Origin of the sequence: Candidatus Microbacterium colombiense (genome assembly GCA_029203165.1) — a bacterium.
Lineage (GTDB): Bacteria > Actinomycetota > Actinomycetes > Actinomycetales > Microbacteriaceae > Microbacterium > Microbacterium colombiense.
Window position 1 is genome coordinate 1,586,608 of record CP119308.1, and the last position, 24,702, is coordinate 1,611,309.

The following is a 24,702-nucleotide window of genomic DNA, read 5'->3' on the forward strand; positions in this document are numbered from 1 at the left end:
ACAGCGCCCGGAGGACTCGCCGTAGGCTGGCGACATGGCTGACGAGCGCGCGACCTCCTTCGGTGCACAAGCAGGCGAGTACGAGACCGGAAGGCCCGAATATCCGTTCGCGGCGGTCGCGTGGATGCTCGAGAAGCTCCCTGAGGGCTCGCGGCGGATCGCCGATGTCGGAGCGGGCACGGGCAAGCTGACCCGTGCGCTGATCGCGGCACCGCAGGCCGAGGTCGTGGCGATCGATCCCGATCCTGCGATGCTCTCCGCGTTGCGCGATGCGATACCCGGAGTGCCGACGTTCGTCGGATCCGCGGAACGATTGCCGCTTCCGGACGCGAGCGTCGATGCTATCGTCCTCGGACAGGCCTGGCACTGGGTCGAGCCGGCTGCCGCCTCCGCCGAGATCGGCCGAGTGGTGCGCTCCGGGGGCGCGCTCGGTCTGGTCTGGAACATCCGCGACGAACGGCACGAGTGGGTGCGTCGGCTGACCGAGATCATGCACGGAAGTGCGGCTGAGCAGATGCTGGCGGCAGGTGATCCCGTCGTCGCGCAGCCGTTCACGCCGCTCGAGCAGGAGTCGTGGGAATGGACGCGCCCGATGTCACGCGCACAGCTGCACAGCATGGCGACCTCGCGGAGCTACGTGATCACCGCGCCCGAAGAGGAGAAGGCGCGCATCCGCAGCCAGATGGACGGCCTCTTCGACGAGCTGGGGATCGACGGATCCGGCACGATCGACCTCCCGTACGTGACCAGGGCCTTCCGCGCTGCGCGCTTCTGATCCTCTGTGGGCGCGCGCCCACTCGACCGGTAGACTCGTACCCCGTGGCTCTTACTATCGGAATCGTCGGCCTGCCCAATGTCGGCAAGTCCACCCTCTTCAACGCACTCACCAAGAACGACGTGCTCGCGGCGAACTACCCGTTCGCGACGATCGAGCCGAACGTCGGTGTGGTGAACCTGCCCGACCCGCGTCTCGACAAGCTCGCCGAGATCTTCGGCAGCGAGCGCATCCTGCCCGCCGCGGTGTCGTTCGTCGACATCGCCGGCATCGTGCGCGGCGCGAGCGAGGGTGAGGGACTCGGCAACAAGTTCCTCGCGAACATCCGCGAGGCCGACGCGATCGCTCAGGTCGTGCGCGGGTTCGCCGACGACGACGTCGTGCACGTCGACGGCGCGGTCGAACCCGGCATCCGACATGGAGACGATCAACGCCGAGCTCATGCTCGCCGACCTCGAGACGCTCGACAAGGCGATCTCGCGGTACGAGAAGGAAGTGCGCGGCAAGAAGATCGAGCCGGTCGTGCTCGAGACCGCCAACGCCGCGAAGGATGCTCTCGAGCGTGGAGTGCTGCTCTCGACGCCGGTATCGACCTCGCGCCGATCCGCGAGCTCGGACTGCTCACCGCCAAGCCCGTCATCTTCGTCTTCAACGTCGACGAGGCGTGCTCACCGACGACGGCCGCAAGGCAGAGCTCGCTGCCCTCGTCGCTCCCGCGCAAGGCGATCTTCCTCGACGCCAAGATCGAGTCCGAGCTCATCGACCTCGACCCCGAGGATGCGGCGGAGCTGCTGGCCTCGACCGGACAGGACGAGATCAGGCCTCGACCAGCTCGCACGCATCGGCTTCGACACGCTCGGGTCTGCAGACCTACCTCACCGCCGGACCCAAGGAGGCGCGCGCCTGGACGATCCCCAAGGGCTCGAAGGCTCCGCAGGCCGCCGGCGTCATCCACACCGACTTCGAGAAGGGCTTCATCAAGGCGGAGATCGTCTCGTTCGACGACCTGGTCGAGACCGGCTCCGTCGTCGAGGCCCGTGCGAAGGGCAAGGCGCGCCTCGAGGGCAAGGACTACGTCATGCAGGACGGCGACGTCGTGGAGTTCCGCTTCAACAACTGAGGCGGATTCCCACCGGGCCGCTGGGCACACCTGCACGGCCGGGGGACGGATGCACGACCGGATCTGCGCAACGGTCGTGCAAGTGTTCCCCGATCGTGCAACTGTGCCGGTGTCCGGCGGCAACCGCGGGCGTCAAGTGCACCGGCTGACGCGTGACCGCAGCGAAGAGTCCGAAAGCAGGCATGACATGAAGCCGAGCACATCCCTGCGACAGGAGGTGACGCTGCTCGCCCTCGCGATCGTGATCCTCATCGTCTTCATTCCGACGGCGATCCTCACGCTCCAGACGCCGAACGCGTGGGTGACCGGATTCATCGACATTGCTTCGTGGCAGGCCGAGTTGCCGACCTGGGTCACACTTGCGATCAACCTGCTCCTCGTGCTGGTGGCGGCGGTGCTGGCCTTCGTCTCTGCGGCGCTTCTCGTGCGCCGCTTCCGCACACCGCGCACGCCCGCTACGGACGAAGCCGCATCGTGACGTCGAGGAGGCAGCGCACCTCATTGCGCCGCGCCGCGGACGAGCAGCATGTGGTTCGAGTCGAGCGGTCGCCGAAGTTCGCCGACCGTGTCGACGGAGTCGTGCTGAGCATCGGGACGGCATGGGTGCTCATGGCGCAGGAGACGGATGGCGGATACCTCGACGGATTCATCGCGATTCGACTCAAGGACGTGACGCGTGTGTCGAGGGATACCAGCTTCGCGACGACGTTCGCACGAAGCCAGCCGGACTGGCCGCCGTCCGCGCCGAACGCGGTGTCGTTGGATTCGACGGAAGGTGTCCTGCGGGGGATGGGACAGGGCGGGCGTCTCATCGGAATCCAGAAGGAGCGGGAGAGGCATGCGATGTGGGCGGGAACGCTGCGCAGGATCGATCGACGGCACGTCTACCTTCACGAGGTCGGTGACGACGCGACCCGGTACCCCGTACCGCTGGGATACAGGCTGAAGGCGATCACGGCCGTCGAGTTCGGCTCACGATACTTCGCCGCGTTGTCTGCGGTGGCTGGACCAGGGCCTCTGGTGCCCGAGCGAACAGAGACATCCCGGGCACTCGGCGGCAGTGGCGTGAGAGGCACCGTCCTCCGATCCGTCGGAGTGATCCGATCCTGGACATCTCCTCCTGGCTTGTGCCCGGCGCCGCATTCGTCATGCTCTTCGCAGGTCTCGGGCTCTCCAAGCGTCGACCCGTGCCGGTCGACGAATCTGCGCGTGGTCCTGATCGCCGGTGCCGTGAACATCATCTGCATCGTTTCGATCGGCTTCAGTCTCTGGCTATGGCGCGCGCCCGATCGGTGAGCGCGTCGAGTGCGACCTTCGCCTCGGACTCCGCGCCTTCGGTGCCGGCGAGGTGAGCAGCCGACGCTGCGGTGCGAGATGAGGCGGCATCCGCCTCCACCCGTGCGCGCTCGGCATCCTTCCGCGCCTGCGCGAGGTCCTTCTCGAGCGCGGCGACGCGGGCATCCTGCTGGGTGACCTGAGCGGACGCGTCCTGCTGCGCCTTCTCCGCCTTCGCGTGCTCGCGCTCGGCGCGCTCGCGGGCCTGCTCCGCATCGTGAAGGGATCGTTCCGCGGCCCGCCGCTCTCGACGTGCGCTGACTTCGTCGGCAGGAACCGGGGGAGGGGATGGGGCTTCCGGCGTGCCGCCACCGACCGCCGCGCCCAGGTCCACGGCCTCAGACGGATCGAGTTCACGGATCAGACGACCGGACGCGACGGCGGATCCGGCATCCGGATCGAAGAAGGCGGCGGAGATCGTCCGCTCGACCGCATCCAGGGTGGTCGCGGTGATGCGCTCGCCCCGCGAGGTCGCCAGCTCGGCAGCGTTCTGGGCGAGGCGTCGGGTGAGTGCGCGACGCTCACGGCCGAGCTTCGCGAGCGTCGGGGCGTCGAGCTCGTCCTGCGCTTCACGGAGGTCTGCGGCCAGGTGCAGCGCCTCGGCGAGCTGTGGACCGCGCTCCCGGGCGAACAGGTTGACGACCCATGCCGCGACCGACGGCTTGCGCAGCGCCTTGATCTGCGTGGCGAGGTCACGGTCATCGGCGGCCTTCGCCTCAGCGTCCCTTGAGGAGATGAAGTCACCGGGCAGCTCGGCGTACAGCGTCGCGGCGATCAGGGACAGAGCGGTGTCGGTCATCGCGTTCCCCTCTCCGCCGGTTTCTCGGCATCGTTGCCGAGGTCACGAGTCTAGGGCGGTGGCGCACGAGACGGTGTGCCTACCTGCCAGGGTCAGCCTCGTCGGGGAGTTCGGCGGCGGGAACGATCACGACGTCCTGCACCTTCCAGTCCAGATCTGCGATCCCTTCGGCCACTGAGGTGACGTCGCGCACGGCGATGCGCCCGCGACGCGGGACGACGAACGCCTCGACGTGGAACACCTGTCCCTGGTCGCGAAGTCGCACCGCGGCATCCTTCACCCAGCGCTGCGAGAGCAGATACGAGACGATCTGCCGGGCCAGGGGATCCGGATCCTTGCTGTCGTATGTCCGGGCCCGCTGATCCATGAGGTCGATGATCGCGGTCCTGGTGTTCTTCGCTCCGTCCCAGATGATGCCGAGCGAGATGAACACGGCCGCAGCGCCGTCGAGCCACCACAGACCGGCTCCCACACCGAGCACGCCGACGATCGAGGCGACGGTCGTCTGCCAGTCCGCCTTGGCCATGTCGGCGTCGGCGTAGAGGAGCTTGTTGTGCAGCACCGGGGCGAGCTTCGCCTTCGCCGGCCCGTAGAAGAAGATCGGTCCGATGACGACGACCGCCATCACGGCGACCATCAGCCATCCGAGCCAGATCGTGTGGCCCCAGATCAGCACGGTGCCGATGGTCGGATGCTCCCCGGCGATGAGTCCCAGAGCGGATTCGACCGCCAGGTTCGCTCCGACCGCCAGGAGGGCGACGCCGGCGACGAGGTGTCCGATGCCCATCGCCCGATGCAGACCGTACGGATGGGTACGCGACGGGCGGCGGCGGACGAAGAGCAGGGCGATGAGGAAGGCGAACTGGGGGATGAGGGACAGCATGTCCTCGATCCACGCCGTGCGCATCGCCTGCGAGTTGCCCACGACGAGCGCGATCACGGCGATCGTGATGCTCGTGTAGCCGATCGTGAACCATTCCCAGCGCACGGCCCGGCGCAGCGCCTGTGCCTGTTCGGGCGGCAGATCGGTACGGCCGAACTCATGGATGCCGCTCAAGAGCCGACCTCTTCGTCGAGGTACTGCTCGAGCGTCGAGAGGAAGGCGTTCTCTCCGAGCGGCACCAGCATCACGAGTTCGCGTTCGCCGGCGCCCTCGATGCCGACGTACCCACGAGTGATCCCGGCCTTGTCGACCCAGGGCGTGTCGGTCGTGAACCCGCCCGCCACGAGGTCGAGGTCGCCCTCTCCGAGCATCCTCACCAGTGTCTCCTCCGTGGCGACGGTCCATTCGGGCTCGGCGTCGATGCTCTTCGCGAAGCCCTCGACGAGATCGATGACGGATCCCGACGGCGTCGCGCCGTCGACATGCACGAGCTCGCCCTCGGGCGCCACTCCCACCCGTAACTCGGCACCGCTCACCGCGTCGAGGGTCCCGTCAGGATCGGAGGGGATGGAGATGCCACATCCGCTCAAGAGGACCGCGGTCATGATCGCCGCCAGCGTACTTGTCGCCGCCCGCAGGCGCACGCTCATCGTGCTCACGGCTCGAGTGTGCGCCGAGCGCTCGCGCGCAGGAAGGCGATTGACGCACTCGACCGCACGCGCTAGGCGGAGGCCGGTGAGGAAGATCCGGATGCGGCGCATGACGGCGGCGAGATACGCTGGTACTGGTGCGTCTGGCTTGCGGGGAACCGCGCGGGCGCCCGCCGAACCGCTGGAAAGGGCCAGATCGGGTCCATCGCGATTCGAGAGCGGCCGTTCCGTGCGGGTCACCTGAGGCTTCCGAGGCGCAGACAGAGCGTCCCGACAACGACACCGCGAGGAGACTGCTGAGAATGGTCGACACCCAGATCTTCGAACCCGACGGACGCGCCATCCCCTTCGTGGACGAGGGCGACGGACCGGTCAAGCTCGTCCTCATCCAGGAGCAGGGTCTCGCGGCCGACGTGTTGAGCGTGTCTGCGCACTACCTCGCCGAGGAAGCCGGCTTCCACGTGCTGCGCGTCGGACACCGCGCGGACGGACAGGCTTCGCTCGACGAGCGCGTCGCCGATGCGCTCGCCGTGATCGATCACGTCGGAATCGAAGACACCTGGGTCGGCGGCCACGGTTTCGGCGGCACGATCGCACGCGCACTCGTCGCCGCACACGTCGACCGTGCCAACGGTCTGCTGCTGCTCGGCGTGGAAGACGTGGACATCGCGGTCGCGCCGGCCATCCCGGTGCTGATCGTGCAGGGCACCGAAGATGTCGACACCCCTCCGACCAACGCCGAGCGTCTGCAGGCCACCGTGCCGGATCGCTCGAGCATCAAGACCATCGCCGGAGATCACCTCTTCCCGATGCATCACCCGATCGAGACGGGCGTGATCATCGAGGAGTACCTGGACTGGGACTGACCGCGGGGGCGCGGTATCCGCTCGGGCAGCGGATGTCCTGACCGCCTGAGAGAATTGTCGGATGACCGCAACGCTCGTCGCGCAGAACCTCGCCGGTGGCTACGGTCACCGCATCCTCTTCGAATCCCTGGATCTGACCGTCTCGCCGGGAGATGTGATCGGCGTCGTCGGGGCGAACGGTGCCGGCAAGTCGACGCTCCTTCGTCTCCTCGCAGGCGTGGATGCGCCGGCGTCGGGCTCGGTGTCGCTGGCGCCGTGGGACGCGTTCGTCGGGTGGCTCCCCCAAGAGCATGAGCGCGCCGCGGGAGAGACCGTGGCCGCTTACATCGGCCGCCGTACCGGGTGCATGCAGGCGACGATCGATATGGATGCCGCGGCGGTGGCACTGGCCGAACCGGCTCCGGCCACGGGCCCCGATCCGGCCGACGTCTACTCGACCGCATTGGATCGGTGGCTCGCCAGTGGAGCGGCGGATCTCGACGAGCGCATTCCCGTCGTGCTCGCCGAGCTCGGACTCCACCTCGCGGGCGGATCGGCCGAGGACGCGCTCATGACCTCGCTCTCCGGCGGCCAGGCGGCGCGCGTCGGCCTTGCGGCGCTGCTGTTGTCGCGCTTCGACATCGTGCTTCTCGATGAGCCGACGAACGACCTCGACCTCGACGGCCTCGAGCGGCTCGAGATGTTCGTGCGCGGGTTGCGCGGGGGAGCGGTGCTCGTCAGCCACGACCGGGAGTTCCTCGCCCGCGCCGTCACCCGCGTGCTCGAGCTGGATCTCGTGCAGGGATCGAATCGCGTGTACGGCGGTGGCTACGAGTCCTATCTCGAAGAACGGGCCACTCTGCGCCGCCACCTGCGGGAGAAGTACGACGAGTTCGCCGACAAGAAGGCGGATCTCGTCGCGCGCGCTCGCACCCAGCGGGAGTGGTCGAGTCAGGGCGTGCGCAATGCGATGAAGAAGGCGCCGGACAACGACAAGATCCGTCGCAAGGCCTCGACGGAGTCCAGTGAGAAGCAGGCGCAGAAGGTGCGCCAGATGGAGAGCCGGATCGCGCGCCTCGAGGAGGTCGACGAGCCGCGGAAGGAATGGCAGCTGGAGTTCTCGATCGGCGCGGCTCCGCGATCGAGCGGAGTCGTCTCGACGTTGAGTTCGGCCGTGGTCCGCCAGGGCGACTTCGTTCTCGGGCCTGTCTCCCTGCAGGTGAATGCGGGCGACCGGATCGGGATCACCGGGCCGAACGGTGCGGGCAAGTCCACGCTCCTGCGCGCGCTGCTCGGCACACGAGAGCCGGATGAGGGGACGGCGAGTCTGGGCGTGAGCGTCGAGATCGGGGAGATCGATCAGGCCCGATCGCTCCTCGTCGGATCAGTACCGCTCGCCGACGCGTTCGAAGCCTTGGTGCCCGAACTCGCCTCGGGCGACGTGCGCACGCTGCTCGCGAAGTTCGGTCTGAAGGCCGATCATGTGACCCGCCCGGTGGATGGTCTGTCTCCCGGGGAGCGCACCCGCGCCGCACTGGCACTGCTGCAGGCGCGTGGCGTCAATCTGCTCGTGCTCGACGAACCGACGAACCACCTGGATCTGCCGGCGATCGAACAGCTGGAGCAGGCACTCGAGTCCTACGAGGGGACCCTGCTGCTCGTGACGCATGACCGGCGGATGCTCGACACCGTGCGGATCGACCGGCGCTGGAGAGTCGAGAGCGGCCAGGTCGTCGAGAGCTGAGCCGCTAGCGGCCCTGGCGCTTCTTGTAGGGCTTCGGCTGCCCTTTGACGATGGGTGCTCGTCCCTTGCCCTTCGACGCCTTGGCCTTTCCGCCGGCAGGGGCGATGGTCTTCGCCGCCGGAGGGGGAGCCGCCGCGACGGTCGCCCGAGCCTCGACCAGGAACAACTCGCCCACGGAGGTGAGACGGGGAGTGCCCTCACGGTTGATGAGCGTGTGCCCGACCTCCTCCTCGATCTTGTCGAGTGAGGTGTACAGCGACGCGAGCGGGATGCCGAGGTTCGCAGCAGTGCGGGGAAAATGCAGCGTGTCCGCCAGAGCGACGTAGCGGCGGAGCAGAGCGATCTTCACGGGAACCCTTCGACGGCTCGCGCGGTGTGCGCGACTCTCCCAGGTTACGCGACGACGAACAGTCGAGGAGTGCGCGTCCAGTCGTACGGGAGAGCAGAGGCCAGACGGAGAGGATGCCGCGACCGGTATGCGGTCGCGGCATCCGTCAGCCTGCCGTCAGGCGACCTGAGGCAGCACCGCGAACGACACGGAGCCTTCGTCATCGACGCCCGCATCGAGGATCTTGTCCTCGAGAGCGGCGGCCGCGGCTTCATCGAGGAAGAGCCGGGTGCCGGAGACCTCGACGACCTGGTCGGCGGGCTCGGGATCCGGTGTGACCAGCACGGCCAGTCGCGCGGCGGCTCCGGGTTCCTGAGCCGGTGTGGAGTGGATGCGAAGCCCGGCTTCTGGCGCGTCGCTCTGGCGGGTGACGAGAGTGGTCACGATGGCGGTGGCGTTATCGGTGAGGGTGAGCACGAGACTCTCCTTCCGGTCGGGGCATGGCGCGGTCGCGACATGTCCGGGCTACGATTCCTGACCTCGGCGCGACGTTCAACCCCCTTGCGCGAGTTCGGAGGAACCTCTCACGATCCGAGCTGCTTGCGCAGGAACACCTGCTCGCCGCCGTCCCCGTCGGGGATGCGATCGCTTTGCGAATACCCGCAACTCTCGTACAGCCGGATGTTCGCCGTGCTCCTGCTCCCGGTGAACAGCTCGGCTTCCCGCGCCCCCGATCGGCTCTCCGCAGCCTCGAGAAGCGCCCGGCCGACGCCTTCTCCCTGTTGGTCGGGGGCGACCGCGATCCGCCCGATCAGGAGCACGTCACCGTCGACGCGGTAGCGGATCGCGCCGACCAGACGACCATCGTCCCGAGCACCGAGACCTGTGCCCTCGCGGAGTTCGGCGGACATCTGCTCGAGTGTCTGGGTGAGAGGAGGCATGTCGGCCGTGCCGTAGAGCTGCGCCTCCGAGACGAAAGCCGCCCTCTGCAGCGTGAGCACCTCTCCCGCATCGCACTCCGAGAGCGGTGAGATCTTCAGCGATGGGTGTGGATGGTGTGAGTTCATCGTCGTCCTTCCGGGTCACACGATCGAGGGCAGCAAGGTCGGTGTCAACCCCCTCGGCCGCTCCCACTCACGGCGCTAGCGTCGCGGCAGGAGGACACATCATGGCTGAGAAGAAGACATCCGCATCGACGCGCGCCGCTCGCGGCGCGAAGACCACTCGCCGGCAGAATGCGGAGAAGGGGTTCCAGGCGTCCGCGACTCTGGCCGCCGATCTGCAGGCCGTGCTCGTCGATCTGCTCGAGCTCGCGCTGCAGGGCAAGCAGGCGCACTGGAATGTGGTGGGCCAGAACTTCCGTGACACGCACCGTCAACTCGACGAGATCATCGACGAGGCGCGGGTGTTCAGCGACACGATCGCCGAACGCATGAGGGCTCTGCATGCCGTCCCGGACGGTCGCAGCGCGACGGTCGCCGGGAAGACGACGCTTCCCGAGTTCCCCGCGGGCGAGGTGTCGACGTCGGAGACGATCGACCTGGTCACCGAGCGGCTCGAAGCCGTCGTGGCGACGATGCGCGGCGTCCACGATGAAGTCGATGAGGAAGACCCGACGTCGGCCGACCTCCTGCACGCGATCATCGAGCGGTTGGAGCAGTTCGCGTGGATGGTCAGCGCAGAGAACCGGACCCCCGCAGGTCGATGACGCCGTGCGATGCGATCCGGCGGCTCACGCCACCGGGTCGATGTCGCGGCGGAAGCCGCGCCGCACGAAGTGCGGGAGGGCGAACCACAGCACGGTCACGCCGATCACCGACACGACGAGTGCGATGATGCCGGCCGAGCGGTTCACCGTGAAGTCGACGATCAGGGTCGTGACGCCGATCGTCAACGCGGCGATCACGACGAGGTCGACCTTCACGATGCGGGCAGCCACCCGCACGAGTTCCGGTTTGCGCCGACTCCCGAACAGGGCCCGGTGCATGCCCACCGGCGCGAGCGACAGAATCGTCGCGATCGCGGCGAGAGCCACCAGGACGACGTACACATCCCGCTGGAGTTCGTCCATATCGGTGAAGCGCGGCTGGAAGGCGACTGCGAGCAGGAACCCGGTGAGGATCTGGGTGCCGGTCTGCATCACACGCAGCTCCTGCATCAGTTCGTCCCAGTTCCGATCCGCTCGCTCGTTGGGCGTCTCGTCTCGGCCGTCGACGCGATCGTCGTGTTCGACCGAGTCGGGAGGCGTTCGATCGGATGTCATGAGGCCAGTCTCCCGGGCACGATGCCGAGCTGTCCAGGCTCTTCGTCCACACGCGGACTCAGAGTGAGCCCGTCGACTGACCCTCTGCGCTCAGGATGGAGCGCCCGTGGCGCCGGTGCTCTCCTCGCGAAGCCGGGGGACTGTGCGTCGCTCGGGGCGCAGCCCGCTCTTGTCGGCGTAGAACTCACGGATGCGATCCATGTCGGCTGCGACATCGCCGGAGAGCTCGAGCGTCGGGCCGAGTCCGGTCGTCATCGTCGCGCGATCGACGAAGCCGAGGGTGACGGGCATCCCGGTCTCCCGGGCGATCCGGTAGAACCCGGACTTCCAGTAGTCATTGCCCCCACGCGTGCCGTCGGGCGTGATCACGAGGCCGAAGACGTCACCCGCCTGCACCTGACTCACGACGTCGGCGACGACGCGGCCGGGATCGGCGCGATCGACGGCGACACCCCCGAGCTTGCGCATGACGGGGCCACGCCATCCGCGGAACAGACTCTTCTTGCCGAGCCAGTGCACATCGATACCGAGTCGCCAGGCGATCGCGAGCATCAGCACGAAGTCCCAGTTGGACGTGTGGGGGGCGCCGATCAGGATGGTCGGACGGGTCGGCACGGCGTCATGTCCGACCAGAGTCCAGCGACTGACAGCCCAATAGAGGCGGGCGAGAGAGCGTCGGACCATGCTCCCACCGTAGGCGATGACGGCCGTGCGCACGGAACCGGCGCCTCACCCGTGCGAGAGGCGTACGATCGAGGGATGGACAAGACGCAGCAGGACGCGACGGAGCAGGGTGCACCCATCGGGTTGCAGCCGCTGCCGGACGCTCTGAATCTGCTCGATGACGTCGCAGCCGGCTACTGCAGCGGCGGCGTCTGCCACTTCCCCGCCCCCAAGGGGCAGTAGGCCGCAGACGCCGCGCCGGTGATCAGTGACCGCCGTGGAACTCGCCGGCGTCATCGGCCGGCTTGCGCACGAACGGGCTCAGTGCCACGGCCGCCAGCGAGATGATCGCTGCGATCAGGAATGCCATGCGCGCCCCGGGCGCGCCGGCCACGGCCGTCTCCAGGCCCTCGGCCTCACCGGCATGCAGGATCGACGAGTACGTGACCGTGAGCAGGGCGACGCCCGCTGCGCCCCCCACCTGCTGAAGCGTGTTCAGCACCGCGGAGCCATGCGAGTACAGCGAACGCTGCAGTGAGCCGAGCGAGGCGGAGAACAGCGGCGTGAACGACATCGCGAGACCGACCGACATCGCTGCCTGCACGATGATCAGCACCCACCACACGGTGTGCTCGCCCACCGTCGAGTAGTAGAACAGCGCGGCGGACACCAGGATCGTGCCAGGGATCAGCAGCGGACGCGTGCCACGGGCGTCGTAGATACGACCCATCACCGGACCGAGCAGGCCCATGAGCACCGAGCCGGGAAGCAGGATCAGTCCTGATTCCAACGGGTTGAGGCCGGCCACGTTCTGCAGGTACTGGGGCAGGAGCGTCAGCGTGCCGAACATCGACAGCGCGAGGATCGTCATGATGATCACCGAGAAGGTGAAGTTCACGGAGCGGAACACGCGCAGATCGAGCAGTGCGTCATCGGCGCGCTGCAGCAGAAGCTGGCGCCACACGAAGAGGCCGAGCGACACGGCGCCCACGACGAGGGAGAGGATGCCGGTCGTCTCGCCGGACCCGCCCTCGCCGCCGAACTGGCTGAGGCCGAACACGACGCCGCCGAAGCCCAGGGCCGCGAGCGGGATCGAGAGCACATCGAGCGGGACCTTGCGGGTCTCACCGAGGTTGGTCATCCACTTCGCTCCCATGGCAAGGGCGATCAGCGCGATCGGCAGGATGATCGCGAAGATCGCACGCCAGTTCAGGGTCTCGAGCACGGCGCCGGCGAGGGTCGGGCCGATGGCCGGGGCGAGCGAGATGACCAGACCGACGCGGCCCATCATGCGTCCGCGCGACTGCGGGGGGACGACGTTCATGATCGTGGTCATCAGCAGCGGCATCATGATGCCGGTTCCGGCGGCCTGGATCACGCGGCCGACCAGCAGCACAGCGAAACCGGGGGCGACGAGCGCGACCAGTGTGCCGAGGGAGAACGCCGTCATCGCGGCGATGAAGACCTGGCGGGTCGTGAACCGCTGCAGGATGAACCCGGTGGTCGGGATGACGACGGCCATGGTGAGCATGAAGGCGCTCGTGAGCCACTGTCCGAGCTCGGGCGGGATGCCGAGGTCGGTGTTGAGGTGCGGGATCGCGATGCCCATCGTCGTCTCGTTGAGGATGGCGACGAAGGCGGCGACGAGCAGGAGCCAGATCACGCGCATGTCAGAGCGCGAGATCGTTCCTCCCGCGGGGGTGGGGGTCGTGATCGAACCGGTGTCGACGGCGGACATGCGGCCTCCTAGGCACAGAAGAGAGGGAGGAAGGTGCGCGAGAGTTCGCGGAAGTCATTCAGCGTAACGACAGGTTCGGACATTTCATTCCGCATCCGTCAGGATCCGCTGTCCGCGTATCGGGCGGCCCCAGCGTCCGAGGGCATGACTACGCTGGCGACATGAGTATGGGCGGCGGTATGGGCGGGGGACGCGGCGGAGGTTTCCGCGGTGTCGATGAAGACGCGCAGCGTCGGCTCAACGCCGAGGCGCCGCGCATCAGCGGACTCGGCGCGCGCGTCGTGACCCTGTTCAGCGCCTACAAGACGCGCATCATGTTCACCGGCGTCCTGGTCGTCGTCGGCGCTGCGATCGCGGTGATCCCGCCGCTCATCGTGCAGCGCATCTTCGACGATGCGCTCTTCCCCGTGGCGGGTGGAGGTCCGCACCTCGACCTGCTGATCGGGCTGGTCGTCGCGATGGTCGCGCTCTTCCTCTTCTCCGCAGCGCTCGGCGTCGCGCAGACCTGGCTCACCTCCACCGTGGGCAACAGCGTCACGGGCGACCTCCGGGTGCGCCTGTTCGAGCACCTCCAGGCCATGGAACTCGGGTTCTTCACCCGCACCAAGACCGGGGTGATCCAATCGCGACTGCAGAATGACGTCGGCGGGGTGTCCGGTGTGCTGACCAACACCGTCACGAGCATCCTGGGCAACGTGGTCACAGTGATCGCCTCGCTCGTCGCGATGATCCTGATCGATTGGCGGCTCACTCTGATCGCGGTCGTGCTGATGCCGTTCCTCATCATCGTGCAGCGTCGAGTGGGTCAGGTACGCGCACGGATCGCCGGCGAGACACAGGAATCGCTGTCGGAGCTCACCACGATCACCCAGGAGACGCTGAGCGTCTCGGGGATGCTGCTGTCGAAGGCGTTCAACCGTCAGCGCACCGAATCCGAGCGCTATCAGGCGGAGAACCGCAACCAGGTGCGACTTCAGGTGCGCAGGGCGATGAGCGGCCAGGGTTTCTTCGCGGTCGTCCAGGTACTGATGGCCAGCGTCCCCGCCGTGATCTACCTGGTCTCGGGCTATCTGATCGCCGGCGGGGCGGGCACGATCACCGCGGGCACCGTCGTCGCGTTCACGACGGTGCAGGCGCGCCTGCTCCAGCCGTTGATGGGTCTCATGCGCGTGTCGCTCGACCTGCAGACGTCGTCGGCGTTGTTCGCCCGTATCTTCGAATACCTCGACCTCGTCCCCGAGATCGAGGACGCGCCGGGCGCGATCACCGTCGCCCAGGCGCCGGGACCACGCGGGCGCATCGAGTTCTCGAACGTGGTGTTCCGCTATCCGGATGCCTCCGCAGACGCCCGCCCGACACTGCAGGGCGTCTCCTTCGTGGCGGAGCCCGGCCAGCACGTGGCTTTCGTCGGCCCCTCCGGCGCGGGGAAGACGACCGTGCTGTACCTCGCGCCTCGCCTGTACGAGGCGCACGACGGCGCGGTGCTCTTCGCCGGGGCCGATGTGCGCACGCTCACGCAGGAGTCGATCATCGACGATGTCGGCATCGTGTCGCAGGAGACATACCTGTTCCATGCGACGATCCGCGAGAACCTGCTCTACGCGAAGCCCGATGCGACGGAAGACGAGCTCATCGCGGCATGCACCGCGGCGAACATCCACCACATCATCGCCGGGTTCGAGCAGGGGTATGACACCGTCGTGGGTGAGCGTGGATACCGACTCTCCGGCGGTGAGAAACAGCGCATCGCGATCGCCCGCGTGCTGCTGAAGGATCCGCCGGTGCTTCTGCTCGACGAAGCCACGTCTGCGCTCGATACCGTATCCGAGCGCGTCGTGCAGGAGGCGCTGGACGAGGCCGCGCGTGGGCGCACCACGCTGTCGATCGCGCACCGTCTGTCGACGGTGATGGGCGCCGATGTCATCCACGTGCTCGAAGCAGGGCAGATCGTCGAATCCGGCACGCACTCCGAGCTCCTCGCTCGGGGAGGGCTGTACGCCGAGCTCGCCGCTCAGCAGGTCGCGGCCTCCCGGGTGCTCGACACCGAGGTCGCTGTCGAGGCGAGTGTGGCCGGGGGAGCGAAGGCCGCTCTCGCCGACCGTCGGGCGGACCGCGCGCCGGTCGATTCGGCCGGCGCCGATGCCGTGGCCGCGCTCACGGCGGCGGTGCCCCTGCTCAACGTTCCGCGCACCGACGCCAGGGTCTACCCCGACGAGGCCTGAGCGCGTTCACCGGCAGGCTGCGATCGATCACTGCGCCGGCAGGCCGCACTCGATCAGTGCACCGACAGTCCGCCGTCGACGAACAGCGAGTGCCCGGTGATGTAGCCCGAGCCGGTTCCGGCGAGGAAGACGGCCGCGCCGGCGAAGTCGCTCGGCAGGCCGTTGCGACCGATCATGGTGCGGGCGGCCAGCGCAGCGATCTTCTCCGGGTCCTCCTGCAGGCGCGCGTTCAACGGGGTGAGCACGAAGCCGGGGACCAGGGTGTTGCTCGTGACGCCGGTACCGCCCCAGGCTTCGGCTTCGGAGCGCATGAGGGATTCGACGGCGCCCTTCGACGCTCCGTAGATGCCGCTGGAGACGAACGCGCGATGCGCCTGCTGTGAGCTGATGTGGATGAGCCGGCCGTATCCGCGCGCCGCCATGCCCTTGGCATAGCGCTGCCCCAGGAGGAACGGTGCGAGCGCATTGACCGTCATGGTCGCATCCCAGTCGTCCTCGGTGATGTCTGCGTAGGCGGGACGGATGTTGATTCCGGCTGAGTTCACGAGGATGTCGGGCTCGCCGAACGGAGCGGTCGCCGCCTCCGCGACGGCATGGATGCCCGCGCGGGTACTCAGATCGCCGACGACGCCGGCGGCGCGGCACCTGTGATCGCGCAGCTCGCGCACGGTCTGCGCGATGCGCTCCTCGCCGCGGGCGACGATGACGGTGGCTGCGCCCGCCCGGGCGAGGGCCGTGGCGATACCGCGGCCGATGCCGGAGCTCCCGCCGGTGACGATCGCGGTGCGGCCGTCCAGCGAGAACAGGTCGGTCAGGTAGTCGTTCATCGATCTCCTCGAGACGTGGGCAGGCGGCTCGTCGCGTCGTTCACCAGGCGAGGGCGGCGGCGAGGGTGGGGTCGGGGGAGGAGTCGGCGTACTCCGGCAGAGCGCGGAGCTCGTCGAGGAAGGCGTCGACCTCCTCCGCATACGCCGGGTCGGCGTGCGAGACGGCGATCTCGAGAAGAGGGGGCACATCCATCGCGATGATCAGGTCGAGCCGCGCGGTGACGGCGGCGCTGGCACCGGCGGCACGCAGAGTCCGGATGCCGCCACGCAGCGCTGCGAGGTAGTCGCGCAGCACGGGCAGCTGCGCCTTGCCCTGCGTGATCGAGGTTCCGTCTGCGCGGATGCGCCAGCGCACGACGACGTCGGGGATCACGTCGAAGGTGCGCGCCCGCGTGTACATGAGCTGGGCGACGATCTGATCCTCGTACGCGACGCCTTCGGGGAAGCGCAGATCGTGCCAGAAGTCGGTGCGGCTGACCTTCGACCAGGCGACGATGTTCGCCGAGGCGTTCGGATGCTGCAGGATCGTCGTACGCTGCCGCTCCGGGTCGGTGGCCGCGGTCACCCAGGGCTGCACGCGCCCCGCCACGTAGCCATCGTGATGCGGACGCGAGCGCACATACGCCCCGGCGACGAAGTCGCTGCCCGTCTGCTCCAGGGTGCCGGTGAGCCGGGCGAGCGCAGTCGTCGTGAGTTCATCGTCGCCGTCGAGGAACCCCAGGTACGGGGTGTCGACCAGGTCGAGAGCGACGTTCCGCGCGGCGCCGAGTCCGCGGGAGGCATCGTGACGGATCACCCGGAATCGCGGGTCCGCCGACGCAGCTTCGGCGAAGATCGACCCGGTCGCGTCGGTCGAGCCGTCGTCGACGAGGATCGCCCGCCACCGTTGTTCGGTCTGTGCCCGCAGCGAGTCGAGCGCCGCGGGAGCGAACGGGGCGATGTCACGCCCGGGAACGATCATGGTCACGATCGGATCGGGTGCAGTCACGAGCCGATTCTATGGCCGTATCGTCAGCCGGAGACCGCCCGGACCGAGTCCATGACCAGTGCGGCGAGACGCTCGGGAGCATCTGCCGGCAGCTCGCCACGGCCGAAGGTGAAGCGCACCGAGGTCTGCGCGATCTCCGGAGCGATGCCGCAGGCCAGCAGCACGTGCGAGGGTTCGTCGCTGCCTGCAGCGCATGCGGATCCGCTGGATGACACGATTCCGCGCCGTTCGAGTTCCAGGAGTACGGCCTCACCGCTCGTGCCGGCGAAGGTGAAGCTCGCGGTCGCCGGAAGCCGACGCTGCGGGTCACCCGTCAACGCGGCCGCGGGCACTCGGGCGAGCACCGCCGCGATGAAACGCTCCGTCGCGGCCCCCACCCGGCTGGCCACCGCCACGCGCTCCTCCTCGGCGAGCTGCAGAGCCGTGGCGAGCCCGACCGCCCCCGCGACGTTCTCGGTGCCGGATCGCCGTCCGCGTTCCTGCCCACCGCCGTGCAGCAGCGGCTCCAGCGGGACTCGGCCCCGCACCGCCAACGCGCCGATGCCTTTAGGGGCGCCGAGCTTGTGTCCGGTGATGGAGATCGCATCCGCTCCCAGATCGTGGAGATCGAGCCACCCGGCCGATTGCACGGCGTCGATATGCAGCGGTACGCCGACCGCGCGTGTCACGGCGCTGAGCGCGGACGAGTCCTGAACCGTTCCGATCTCATTGTTCGCATGACCGAGAGACACCACGGCCGTGTCGTCTCGAAGCGCGGCGCCGAGGGCCTCCGGTGTGATGCGCCCGAGAGAGTCGACGGTGACCTGCGTGACGGACACGCCGTGGAACCGTCGCAGGTACTCCGCGGATTCCAGGATCGATTCGTGCTCGATCGGCGAGACCACCACGTGCCTCCGGTCGCGAGCGAGAGCGGCGAGCGTGATCCCCTTGACGGCGAGGTTGTTCGCCTCCGTCCCCCCTGCGGTGAAGATCACGTCGCTCGCGCGGGTGCCGAGCACACTCGCGATCTGCGCACGGGCGTCAGCGAGAGCGTTCGCCGCGGCCTCGCCCGTCGTGTGGTGGCTCGACGGATTTCCGTACACCTCCGTCAGATAGGGGCGCATCGCATCGAGCACTTCCGGTCGTACCGGTGATGTGGCGGCGTGGTCGAGGTACAGCACTAGGCGATCCGCACGTCCAGCCCGAGGTCGACAGCCCGCGCCGAGTGCGTGAGAGCGCCTACGGAGATCACGTCGACCCCGGTCGCGGCGATGCCTGCCACGGTGTCGAGGTTCACGCCGCCCGAGGCTTCAACCGTCGCGCGTCCATCGATGAGGGCGACGCCCGCGCGCAGGTCGTCGAGAGAGAAGTTGTCGAGCAGTACCGTGTGCGCCCCACCGTCGAGTACTGCGGGGATCTGATCGAGCCGATCGACCTCCACGACCACGTGAACCGTGTGGGGGAGGGAACCCAGTGCGCTCCGCAACGACCCTGCCAGATCCGCGCCGGATCGCGTGAGCACGGCGAGATGGTTGTCCTTCGCCATCACGGCATCGGACAGCGAGTAACGGTGGTTGCGGCCCCCGCCTGACAGCACGGCGTGGCGTTCGAATGCCCGCAGTCCCGGTGTCGTCTTGCGGGTGTCGACGATGCGCGCCTTCGTACCGTCGACGGCGGCGACGTAGGCGGCCGTGAGTGTGGCGATGCCGCTCATCCGCTGCACGAAGTTCAGCGCGACCCGCTCGCCGGTGAGGATGCCGCGGGCCGAGCCCGACACCGAGGCCAGCACATCGCCCGGAGAGAACTCATCGCCGTCGTCCACGTGTTGATCGACGACGAGGGAGGGATCGGTGAGCGCGAAGGCCGCGGCGAACACGGATCCCCCGCTGAACACGCCCCGCTCGCGGGCGACGAGGTCGGCGGCCGCCGTGGCGTCGGCGGGGAGCAGCGTCGTACTGGTGAGATCGCCCCAGGGAGCATCTTCCTCCAGGGCAGCGCCGACGACGCGGGTGAGAAGGGCGGCGGTGAGCATCAGACTCCGATCAGAGCGGGTTCGCGGAAGTGCGCGCCGACGGATTCGGTACGCAGAAGAGCGGCGGACGCCGTCGCCTGGGCGAGAAGCAGCAGATTCGCGTTCTCGTGCTCCTCGACGGTGTGCGGGGCCGCCGCCGTCGTTCGCCAGGAACGGAAGGTCTGGAGCGCATGCTGCAGCCCGTCGTCGGTGCGGATGAGTCCGACGTGGTCCCACATCACCCGCTGCACAGCGCCGCGTGAGAAATCGGAGTCTGCATCGCGCGCCGGCACATCGATCGTCGGCATCTCGAGAGCGTCTGGTGTGGCATCGACGAACTCTGCGGTCCAGATCGACGGTGACCCCAGCGCCGCAGCCGCGCGCGCCCCGAAGACCGCGCCTTCGAGCAGCGAGTTCGAGGCGAGTCGGTTCGCGCCGTGCACGCCCGTTCGGGCCACCTCACCCACGGCGAAGAGGCCCGACAGTGAACTGCGCCCGTCGAGATCGGTGACGACGCCGCCCATCAGGTAGTGCGCGGCCGGCGTCACCGGGATCGGCTCGCGCGACCAGTCGAATCCGCGTTCGCGGGTGACGCGATCGATCGTCGGGAATCGCTGCGCCAGCCTGGCGGCCCCCAGCATGGTCGCATCCAGGCGTACGGGAGCTCCCTGCGCCGAGGCTTTCCGAGCGATGGCGCGTGACACGACATCGCGCGGTGCGAGTTCGCCGTCGGGGTGCACGTCGAACACGAAGCGTCGACCATCGTCATCGATCAGCGTCGCACCCTCGCCGCGCACGGCTTCGGAGATCAGGAAGGGGGCACCGGCGTCGAGGATCGTGGGGTGGAACTGCACGAACTCCAGCTCCGTCACCGCGGCGCCCGCCCGCAGCGCGGCGGCGATCCCGTCGCCGGTCGTGCCGATCGGGTTGGTCGTGTGTGCGTAGAGATGACCTGCGCCCCCCGTGGCCAGGATGACCGCCTCCGCATACAGTTCCGTGTGTCGCCCGTCGATGAGGGTGCGGATGCCGCGGACGGTCCCGTCCTCGACCACCAGGTCGACCAGGAAGGCGGCGTCGACGACGGTGATCGACGAATCCCGCACGGCAGACGACAGGGCGCGGGCGATCGCCGCACCCGTGGCGTCGCCGCCCGCGTGCACGATGCGCGCATGGCTGTGTGCGGCTTCTCGGCCGAGCATCAACTGTCCGTCGGGGGTGCGATCGAAGGCCACGCCCCGGGTGATGAGTTCCGCGATCCGGGCCGAACCCTCGGCGACCAGGACGGCGACGGCGTCGGGATCCGACTGGCCGGCACCGGCATCCATCGTGTCCTGCGCGTGACGATCCTGAGAATCATCCGCGCCGTACACCCCTGCGACACCGCCCTGCGCGAGCCCCGTGCAGCCCTCGCCGAGCGCGCCCTTCGTGACGACGGTCACGCGGTGTCCGGATTCGTGCGCGTGCAGAGCGGCGGTGAGTCCCGCGATCCCCGAACCCACGACGATGACGTTCATCGCGCACTCACGACCGGCGGCTTGGCGGCGAGCATGCGCTCCAGGGCGACGCGGGCGGGGTCGGCGACATCGGCCGAGACCTCGATGCGATTCGGCGTGCGACCAGCGACCAGTTCTTCCAACACCCAGGCGAGATAGCCCGGGTGGATCCGGTACATGGTCGAGCACGGGCAGACCACGGGATCCAGGCAGAAGATCTCGTGCTGCGGGTACTGTGCCGCGAGGCGTCGGACGAGGTTGATCTCGGTCCCGATCGCGAAGGTGGTCGGCTCGGTGGCTGCGTCGATCGCGCGGCGGATGTACTCGGTGGAGCCCGCTTCATCTGCGGCATCCACCACCTCCATCGGGCATTCGGGGTGCACGATCACGCGCACTCCGGGGTGCTCGGCGCGTGCCTGCTCGATCTGGGCGACGGTGAAGCGGCGGTGTACCGAGCAGAAGCCGTGCCAGAGGATCACTCGGGAGTCCACGAGCTCCTCGGCGCTGGAGCCGCCCAGTGCGCGGCGCGGGTTCCACATCGGCATCTGCTCGAGCGGCACCCCCATCGCCTTCGCGGTATTGCGTCCCAGATGCTGATCCGGGAAGAACAGCACGCGCCGTCCTCGCTCGAAGGCCCACTCGAGCACGGTCTCGGCATTGGACGAGGTGCACACGATCCCGCCGTGGCGCCCGACGAAGCCCTTGATGGCGGCGGAAGAGTTCATGTAGGTCACGGGGATCACGGGGACCCGCCCGTCGGCATCGACCGCGTCGAGGTCGCCGAGCACCTCGGACAGCTGCTCCCAGCAGTCCTCGACCTGGTCGATGTCGGCCATGTCGGCCATCGAGCATCCGGCGGCGAGGTTCGGGAGGATGACGGCCTGTTCCCGGCCGGAGAGAAGGTCGGCCGTCTCCGCCATGAAGTGCACGCCGCAGAAGACGATCGCCTCGGCATCGGGGCGCTGCTTCGCGGCTGTCGCGAGTTGGAACGAGTCGCCGACGTAGTCGGCGTGACGCACGACCTCTTCGCGCTGATAGAAGTGTCCGAGCACGACGACCCGGTCGCCGAGGGTCTGCTTCGCCGCGCGGATCCGCTCGTGGAGCTCATCCTCCGCGGCATCCCGGTAGGCGGCGGGGAGCTCTCCCTGGCGGGGCGCGCCGGTGGGGATAACATCTCCCATCGAGGAGCCCGGGCCGTACCCGGGGCGGATGTCGAAGTCCCAGGGGCCTGCGGCGAGATCGGTGCTGCAGGTCTCCTCGGTCGAGGCTCCGGTCACGATCGCCTGGATGGCATGGTCGACCGAGGCATCGTGCGCGGGTACTGCCGGGGTGGGGACGAAGGTGATGCTCATCGGGTGCTCGTTTCTTCGGAACCGAGGGGGCCGCGGTCGGCCAGCTCGACGTCGGTGTTGTAGCGGTACAGGCGTGCAGGGCGGTGGCTGCCGGTGCGGAATCGATCGGTCGGGAGGAGGTTTCCCGTCGATTCCACCTGGCGCCGGAAATTCGCGGGGTCGAGCTGCTTGCCGAGGATGGCCTCGTAGGCCTCACGGAGGTCGGCCAGGGTGAACTCGGCCGGCAGGAATCCGTGCGCGACCCGGCTGTATCCGACCTTGTTGCGCAGCCGCCACAGGGCGTACTCGATGATCTTCGCGTGGTCGAAAGCGAGAGCGGGCAGTGCATCGACGTCGAACCACTGCACGTTCTCGGGGGCGTGGCCCGAGGCGAGATGCGCCGCGCTCTGCGCGACCACATCGTCTTGACGTAGCAGAGCCCAGTACACGAGCGACACCACGCGGGTGGGGGAGCGGTCGACCGCTCCGAACGCGTAGAGCTGCTCGAGGTAGCTGGGGGCAAGGCCGGTGGTCTCGGCGAGCGTGCGTGCGGCCGCATCGACCGGCGACTCCGCGGTCGTGAGCCAGCCGCCGGGGAGGGCCCACCGATCGGCGAACGGCTCTCTGGTGCGGCGCACGAGGGGGAGCGCGAGCACCGGATCCTCGTCGGTGGTGGACGCGCGCAGCGTGAGGATGACCGTCGAGACGGCCACGCGGATGCCGCTGGTTCGAGTCATAAGCACCTTAACCTCCTGCATCGATCTTAGTGTCACCGTGACAATTAGTGCATCTTCATGACGATGCGAGGCGCTGAGTCCGAAACGTTATCTCCCGGGCTCGACGGGGGTTGTCCCTCCGTTCCGGGTTTGTTAGGTTACTGTCCTAACAAACCCCTTCGAGGCGTCCCGACAGGCGCCTTCCGGAGAGGTCCCCGATCCTCGACCTGGAGATCGGCTCCCTTGGAGAAATCCCTCCTGCAGTGCAGCACCGAGAGGAAACACAAGAATGATGCGTAACGGCAAGCGCAAGATCGCGCTCACCGCAGTCGCGGGGGCCTCCGTCCTCGTGCTGGGGCTCACCGCCTGCGGCACCGGCGGCAGCGGCGACAACGGGAACGCGAACGGGGATCGTGCCCTTCGCGTCTGGGCGGGTAGCCAGACTCCGATCACCGCGAACTACAACCCCTTCGCTCCGACGGTGCTGCACGGCGCCCTCGGACCCATCCTCGAACCGCTCTTCTTCTTCAACAAGACGGCCGACTCCGAGCCGGTCGGCCTCATCGGCGACTCGTACGAGTACAGCGAAGACGGCACCACGATCACGGTCAAGATCAAGCCCGACCTCAAGTGGAGCGACGGCAAGCCGCTCACCGCGAAGGACGTCGCGTTCTCCTTCAACTACGAGGGCAACAACCCGGAGGGCAACGGCCTCACGTCCGCCGAGGCGACCGACGACACGACCGTGGTGCTGACCTACAGCAGCCCGCAGTTCACCACGACCTTCGCCCGCCTGGGGTCGACGTACATCCTTCCCGAGCACGTCTGGGCGGACGTCACCGACTTCGCGAACTTCACGAACGAGGAGCCGGTCGGATCCGGCCCGTACGTGGTCGACAAGACCACGAGCGAGTCGTACACGCTCGTCGCCAACGAGAACTTCCGTGATGCCGACAAGCTGGGCGTCAAGAAGGTGCAGTACATCGCCGTCGACAACAACCAGACCGCGCAGGACCTGCTCGCCGCCGGCAAGCTCGACTGGACGGGCATGTTCATCCCGAACCCGGACGACGTGACCTCGAACGGCGCGATCGACTGGATCAACACCCCGCAGGACCCGACGGTCCTCTACACCTGCTCGAACGCCGAACTCGGCTGCACCGGTCCGCAGACCGACGTGGCGGTTCGCCAGGCGCTCAACGTCGCGATCGACCGCGGCACGATCAAGGAGAAGGCGTTCGTCGGCCTCACCGGCGACATCTCTCCGACGTTCGCGCTGCTTCCGCGTGACGACAAGTGGGTCGCCGACCCCGCGAACAAGGTCAGCCCGCAGGAGGCCAACGCGGCCGAAGCCGGCGAGATCCTCGAGGCGGCCGGCTACACGAAGGACGGCGACTTCTACGCGAAGGACGGCGTTCCGCTCGAGCTCAACCTGATCTCGGTCGACGGCTGGACGGACTACAACGACGCCGCCAAGCTGATCTCCGAGCAGGCAGCCGCAGCCGGCATCAAGGTCAACGCCTCGACCGTGCAGTGGCAGGAGTTCTCCGACGCGCGTCAGGGCGGAGATTTCCAGTTGATCGTCGGCGGTGTCATCGGCACCTCCGTCGCCGACCCGTTCCAGATCTACCGCGACTGGTTCGGTGGCACGACGGTGGAGTCCACGAGCCCGGTGGGCGAGGAGATCCCTGCAGGCCGCTGGAACTTCAGCCGCTACAGCAACCCCAAGGTGGACGCCGCGATCCAGGCGGCCATCTCGACGAACGACGAAGCGGAGAAGAAGGAGCTCTACGGCACGATCCAGACCGAGATCGTCCGTGACCTTCCGTACATCCCGCTGGTGATCAACGCGACGCAGACCTTCTACAACACGAAGGACTTCACCGGGTGGCCGACCGAGGACGACCTCTACGCCTTCCCGCCGTCGTGGGGTGCGATCGCGGCAGGGTACATCCTGACGCAGCTGCAGCCGGCCAAGTAATCCGACAGCAG

The 24,702-nt window shown here is 68.1% G+C and carries 24 protein-coding genes and 1 pseudogene; 9 read left to right on the forward strand and 16 right to left on the reverse strand.

The window, feature by feature from the left end; translation table 11 throughout:
• The first annotated feature begins 34 nt into the window (after positions 1-34).
• The 3 genes and pseudogenes from P0Y60_07660 (at position 35) to P0Y60_07670 (ending at position 2,373) form a co-directional block, all read left to right on the forward strand.
• Positions 35-775, forward strand: coding sequence for a class I SAM-dependent methyltransferase (locus P0Y60_07660; protein WEK62604.1), 741 nt, complete (start codon positions 35-37; stop codon positions 773-775).
• Positions 776-819: 44 nt separating this feature from the next.
• Positions 820-1,895, forward strand: a pseudogene (ychF, locus tag P0Y60_07665) (redox-regulated ATPase YchF).
• 49 nt (positions 1,896-1,944) lie between these two features.
• Complete coding sequence (locus P0Y60_07670; protein ID WEK62605.1) at positions 1,945-2,373, forward strand: hypothetical protein; 429 nt, start codon at positions 1,945-1,947, stop codon at positions 2,371-2,373.
• Positions 2,374-3,156: 783 nt separating this feature from the next.
• Here the strand turns inward: P0Y60_07670 and P0Y60_07675 are convergent.
• The 3 genes from P0Y60_07675 to P0Y60_07685 form a co-directional block, all read right to left on the reverse strand.
• The gene (locus tag P0Y60_07675; GenBank protein WEK62606.1) at positions 3,157-4,029 is read right to left on the reverse strand and encodes a transposase; all 873 of its coding nucleotides are present in this window, start codon (positions 4,027-4,029) and stop codon (positions 3,157-3,159) included.
• A 79-nt stretch (positions 4,030-4,108) separates the two neighbouring features.
• Entirely contained in the window at positions 4,109-5,077 is a 969-nt protein-coding gene (locus P0Y60_07680) for a cation transporter (protein WEK62875.1), read from the reverse strand.
• A gap of 5 nt (positions 5,078-5,082) precedes the next feature.
• Positions 5,083-5,562, reverse strand: a complete 480-nt coding sequence (locus tag P0Y60_07685; protein ID WEK62876.1) for a hypothetical protein — start codon at positions 5,560-5,562, stop codon at positions 5,083-5,085.
• A gap of 302 nt (positions 5,563-5,864) precedes the next feature.
• On the opposite strand from P0Y60_07685, the gene P0Y60_07690 reads away from it, so the two are divergent.
• Both P0Y60_07690 and P0Y60_07695 read left to right on the forward strand, forming a co-directional pair.
• Positions 5,865-6,428, forward strand: coding sequence for an alpha/beta hydrolase (locus P0Y60_07690; protein WEK62607.1), 564 nt, complete (start codon positions 5,865-5,867; stop codon positions 6,426-6,428).
• A 61-nt stretch (positions 6,429-6,489) separates the two neighbouring features.
• Complete coding sequence (locus P0Y60_07695; GenBank protein ID WEK62608.1) at positions 6,490-8,151, forward strand: ABC-F family ATP-binding cassette domain-containing protein; 1,662 nt, start codon at positions 6,490-6,492, stop codon at positions 8,149-8,151.
• A 4-nt stretch (positions 8,152-8,155) separates the two neighbouring features.
• Here the strand turns inward: P0Y60_07695 and P0Y60_07700 are convergent, their stop codons facing one another.
• The 3 genes from P0Y60_07700 to P0Y60_07710 form a co-directional block, all read right to left on the reverse strand.
• On the reverse strand, positions 8,156-8,500 hold the full coding sequence (locus tag P0Y60_07700) for a LysR family transcriptional regulator (GenBank protein ID WEK62609.1): 345 nt from the start codon (positions 8,498-8,500) through the stop codon (positions 8,156-8,158).
• Positions 8,501-8,656: 156 nt separating this feature from the next.
• Positions 8,657-8,956: a Fe-S cluster assembly protein HesB gene (locus P0Y60_07705; GenBank protein ID WEK62610.1), complete on the reverse strand. Its 300-nt coding sequence runs from the start codon at positions 8,954-8,956 to the stop codon at positions 8,657-8,659.
• 107 nt (positions 8,957-9,063) lie between these two features.
• Entirely contained in the window at positions 9,064-9,546 is a 483-nt protein-coding gene (locus tag P0Y60_07710) for a GNAT family N-acetyltransferase (GenBank protein ID WEK62611.1), read from the reverse strand.
• Positions 9,547-9,647: 101 nt separating this feature from the next.
• Here P0Y60_07710 and P0Y60_07715 point away from each other — a divergent pair, with 101 nt between their 5' ends.
• The gene (locus P0Y60_07715) at positions 9,648-10,187 is read left to right on the forward strand and encodes a DNA starvation/stationary phase protection protein (GenBank protein WEK62612.1); all 540 of its coding nucleotides are present in this window, start codon (positions 9,648-9,650) and stop codon (positions 10,185-10,187) included.
• A gap of 24 nt (positions 10,188-10,211) precedes the next feature.
• Here P0Y60_07715 and P0Y60_07720 read toward each other — a convergent pair whose 3' ends face one another.
• On the reverse strand, positions 10,212-10,742 hold the full coding sequence (locus P0Y60_07720; GenBank protein WEK62613.1) for a DUF6328 family protein: 531 nt from the start codon (positions 10,740-10,742) through the stop codon (positions 10,212-10,214).
• A gap of 90 nt (positions 10,743-10,832) precedes the next feature.
• Positions 10,833-11,426: a 1-acyl-sn-glycerol-3-phosphate acyltransferase gene (locus P0Y60_07725; GenBank protein WEK62614.1), complete on the reverse strand. Its 594-nt coding sequence runs from the start codon at positions 11,424-11,426 to the stop codon at positions 10,833-10,835.
• Positions 11,427-11,501: 75 nt separating this feature from the next.
• Between P0Y60_07725 and P0Y60_07730 the strand changes: the two genes are divergently transcribed.
• Entirely contained in the window at positions 11,502-11,648 is a 147-nt protein-coding gene (locus P0Y60_07730; protein WEK62615.1) for a hypothetical protein, read from the forward strand.
• A gap of 22 nt (positions 11,649-11,670) precedes the next feature.
• Here P0Y60_07730 and P0Y60_07735 read toward each other — a convergent pair whose 3' ends face one another.
• A complete protein-coding gene (locus tag P0Y60_07735; GenBank protein ID WEK62616.1) occupies positions 11,671-13,143 on the reverse strand; it encodes an MDR family MFS transporter in 1,473 nt (490 codons plus the stop codon).
• 167 nt (positions 13,144-13,310) lie between these two features.
• Here P0Y60_07735 and P0Y60_07740 point away from each other — a divergent pair, with 167 nt between their 5' ends.
• Positions 13,311-15,365 carry an ABC transporter ATP-binding protein gene (locus P0Y60_07740; GenBank protein ID WEK62877.1) on the forward strand — a complete coding sequence of 685 codons (2,055 nt, stop codon included), beginning with the start codon at positions 13,311-13,313 and terminating at the stop codon, positions 15,363-15,365.
• Positions 15,366-15,418: 53 nt separating this feature from the next.
• On the opposite strand, the gene P0Y60_07745 is transcribed toward P0Y60_07740, so the two are convergent.
• Genes P0Y60_07745 through P0Y60_07775 form a run of 7 tightly spaced genes read right to left on the reverse strand, consistent with a single transcriptional unit; the run spans position 15,419 to position 22,731 of the window.
• Complete coding sequence (locus P0Y60_07745) at positions 15,419-16,192, reverse strand: SDR family NAD(P)-dependent oxidoreductase (GenBank protein ID WEK62617.1); 774 nt, start codon at positions 16,190-16,192, stop codon at positions 15,419-15,421.
• 40 nt (positions 16,193-16,232) lie between these two features.
• Positions 16,233-17,180: a glycosyltransferase family 2 protein gene (locus tag P0Y60_07750; protein WEK62618.1), complete on the reverse strand. Its 948-nt coding sequence runs from the start codon at positions 17,178-17,180 to the stop codon at positions 16,233-16,235.
• 23 nt (positions 17,181-17,203) lie between these two features.
• On the reverse strand, positions 17,204-18,340 hold the full coding sequence (locus P0Y60_07755) for a cysteine desulfurase family protein (protein WEK62619.1): 1,137 nt from the start codon (positions 18,338-18,340) through the stop codon (positions 17,204-17,206).
• Complete coding sequence (nadC, locus tag P0Y60_07760; GenBank protein ID WEK62620.1) at positions 18,340-19,191, reverse strand: carboxylating nicotinate-nucleotide diphosphorylase; 852 nt, start codon at positions 19,189-19,191, stop codon at positions 18,340-18,342. Before nadC ends, P0Y60_07755 begins: the two co-directional genes overlap by 1 nt.
• The gene (gene nadB / locus P0Y60_07765) at positions 19,191-20,684 is read right to left on the reverse strand and encodes an L-aspartate oxidase (GenBank protein WEK62621.1); all 1,494 of its coding nucleotides are present in this window, start codon (positions 20,682-20,684) and stop codon (positions 19,191-19,193) included. The genes nadC and nadB overlap by 1 nt, the downstream gene beginning before the upstream one ends.
• The gene (gene nadA / locus P0Y60_07770) at positions 20,681-22,015 is read right to left on the reverse strand and encodes a quinolinate synthase NadA (protein WEK62622.1); all 1,335 of its coding nucleotides are present in this window, start codon (positions 22,013-22,015) and stop codon (positions 20,681-20,683) included. Before nadA ends, nadB begins: the two co-directional genes overlap by 4 nt.
• A complete protein-coding gene (locus tag P0Y60_07775; GenBank protein ID WEK62878.1) occupies positions 22,012-22,731 on the reverse strand; it encodes an NUDIX domain-containing protein in 720 nt (239 codons plus the stop codon). Before P0Y60_07775 ends, nadA begins: the two co-directional genes overlap by 4 nt.
• Positions 22,732-22,999: 268 nt before the next feature.
• Between P0Y60_07775 and P0Y60_07780 the strand changes: the two genes are divergently transcribed.
• Positions 23,000-24,691: an ABC transporter substrate-binding protein gene (locus P0Y60_07780; protein WEK62623.1), complete on the forward strand. Its 1,692-nt coding sequence runs from the start codon at positions 23,000-23,002 to the stop codon at positions 24,689-24,691.
• Positions 24,692-24,702: the final 11 nt, after the last annotated feature.

Excerpts from the sequence above, each read along its gene's own strand:
- P0Y60_07730 (WEK62615.1), top strand. The coding sequence starts at position 11,502 with ATGGACAAGACGCAGCAGGACGCGACGGAGCAGGGTGCACCCATCGGG.
- P0Y60_07690 (WEK62607.1), top strand. The coding sequence starts at position 5,865 with ATGGTCGACACCCAGATCTTCGAACCCGACGGACGCGCCATCCCCTTC.
- P0Y60_07745 (WEK62617.1), bottom strand. The coding sequence starts at position 16,192 with ATGAACGACTACCTGACCGACCTGTTCTCGCTGGACGGCCGCACCGCG.
- P0Y60_07740 (WEK62877.1), top strand. The coding sequence starts at position 13,311 with ATGGGCGGCGGTATGGGCGGGGGACGCGGCGGAGGTTTCCGCGGTGTC.
- nadB (WEK62621.1), bottom strand. The coding sequence starts at position 20,684 with ATGAACGTCATCGTCGTGGGTTCGGGGATCGCGGGACTCACCGCCGCT.
- P0Y60_07775 (WEK62878.1), bottom strand. The coding sequence starts at position 22,731 with ATGACTCGAACCAGCGGCATCCGCGTGGCCGTCTCGACGGTCATCCTC.
- P0Y60_07660 (WEK62604.1), top strand. The coding sequence starts at position 35 with ATGGCTGACGAGCGCGCGACCTCCTTCGGTGCACAAGCAGGCGAGTAC.
- nadA (WEK62622.1), bottom strand. The coding sequence starts at position 22,015 with ATGAGCATCACCTTCGTCCCCACCCCGGCAGTACCCGCGCACGATGCC.
- P0Y60_07670 (WEK62605.1), top strand. The coding sequence starts at position 1,945 with ATGCACGACCGGATCTGCGCAACGGTCGTGCAAGTGTTCCCCGATCGT.
- P0Y60_07695 (WEK62608.1), top strand. The coding sequence starts at position 6,490 with ATGACCGCAACGCTCGTCGCGCAGAACCTCGCCGGTGGCTACGGTCAC.
- P0Y60_07720 (WEK62613.1), bottom strand. The coding sequence starts at position 10,742 with ATGACATCCGATCGAACGCCTCCCGACTCGGTCGAACACGACGATCGC.
- P0Y60_07710 (WEK62611.1), bottom strand. The coding sequence starts at position 9,546 with ATGAACTCACACCATCCACACCCATCGCTGAAGATCTCACCGCTCTCG.
- P0Y60_07675 (WEK62606.1), bottom strand. The coding sequence starts at position 4,029 with ATGACCGACACCGCTCTGTCCCTGATCGCCGCGACGCTGTACGCCGAG.
- P0Y60_07735 (WEK62616.1), bottom strand. The coding sequence starts at position 13,143 with ATGTCCGCCGTCGACACCGGTTCGATCACGACCCCCACCCCCGCGGGA.
- P0Y60_07780 (WEK62623.1), top strand. The coding sequence starts at position 23,000 with ATGATGCGTAACGGCAAGCGCAAGATCGCGCTCACCGCAGTCGCGGGG.
- nadC (WEK62620.1), bottom strand. The coding sequence starts at position 19,191 with ATGCTCACCGCCGCCCTTCTCACCCGCGTCGTCGGCGCTGCCCTGGAG.
- P0Y60_07685 (WEK62876.1), bottom strand. The coding sequence starts at position 5,562 with ATGAGCGTGCGCCTGCGGGCGGCGACAAGTACGCTGGCGGCGATCATG.
- P0Y60_07725 (WEK62614.1), bottom strand. The coding sequence starts at position 11,426 with ATGGTCCGACGCTCTCTCGCCCGCCTCTATTGGGCTGTCAGTCGCTGG.
- P0Y60_07715 (WEK62612.1), top strand. The coding sequence starts at position 9,648 with ATGGCTGAGAAGAAGACATCCGCATCGACGCGCGCCGCTCGCGGCGCG.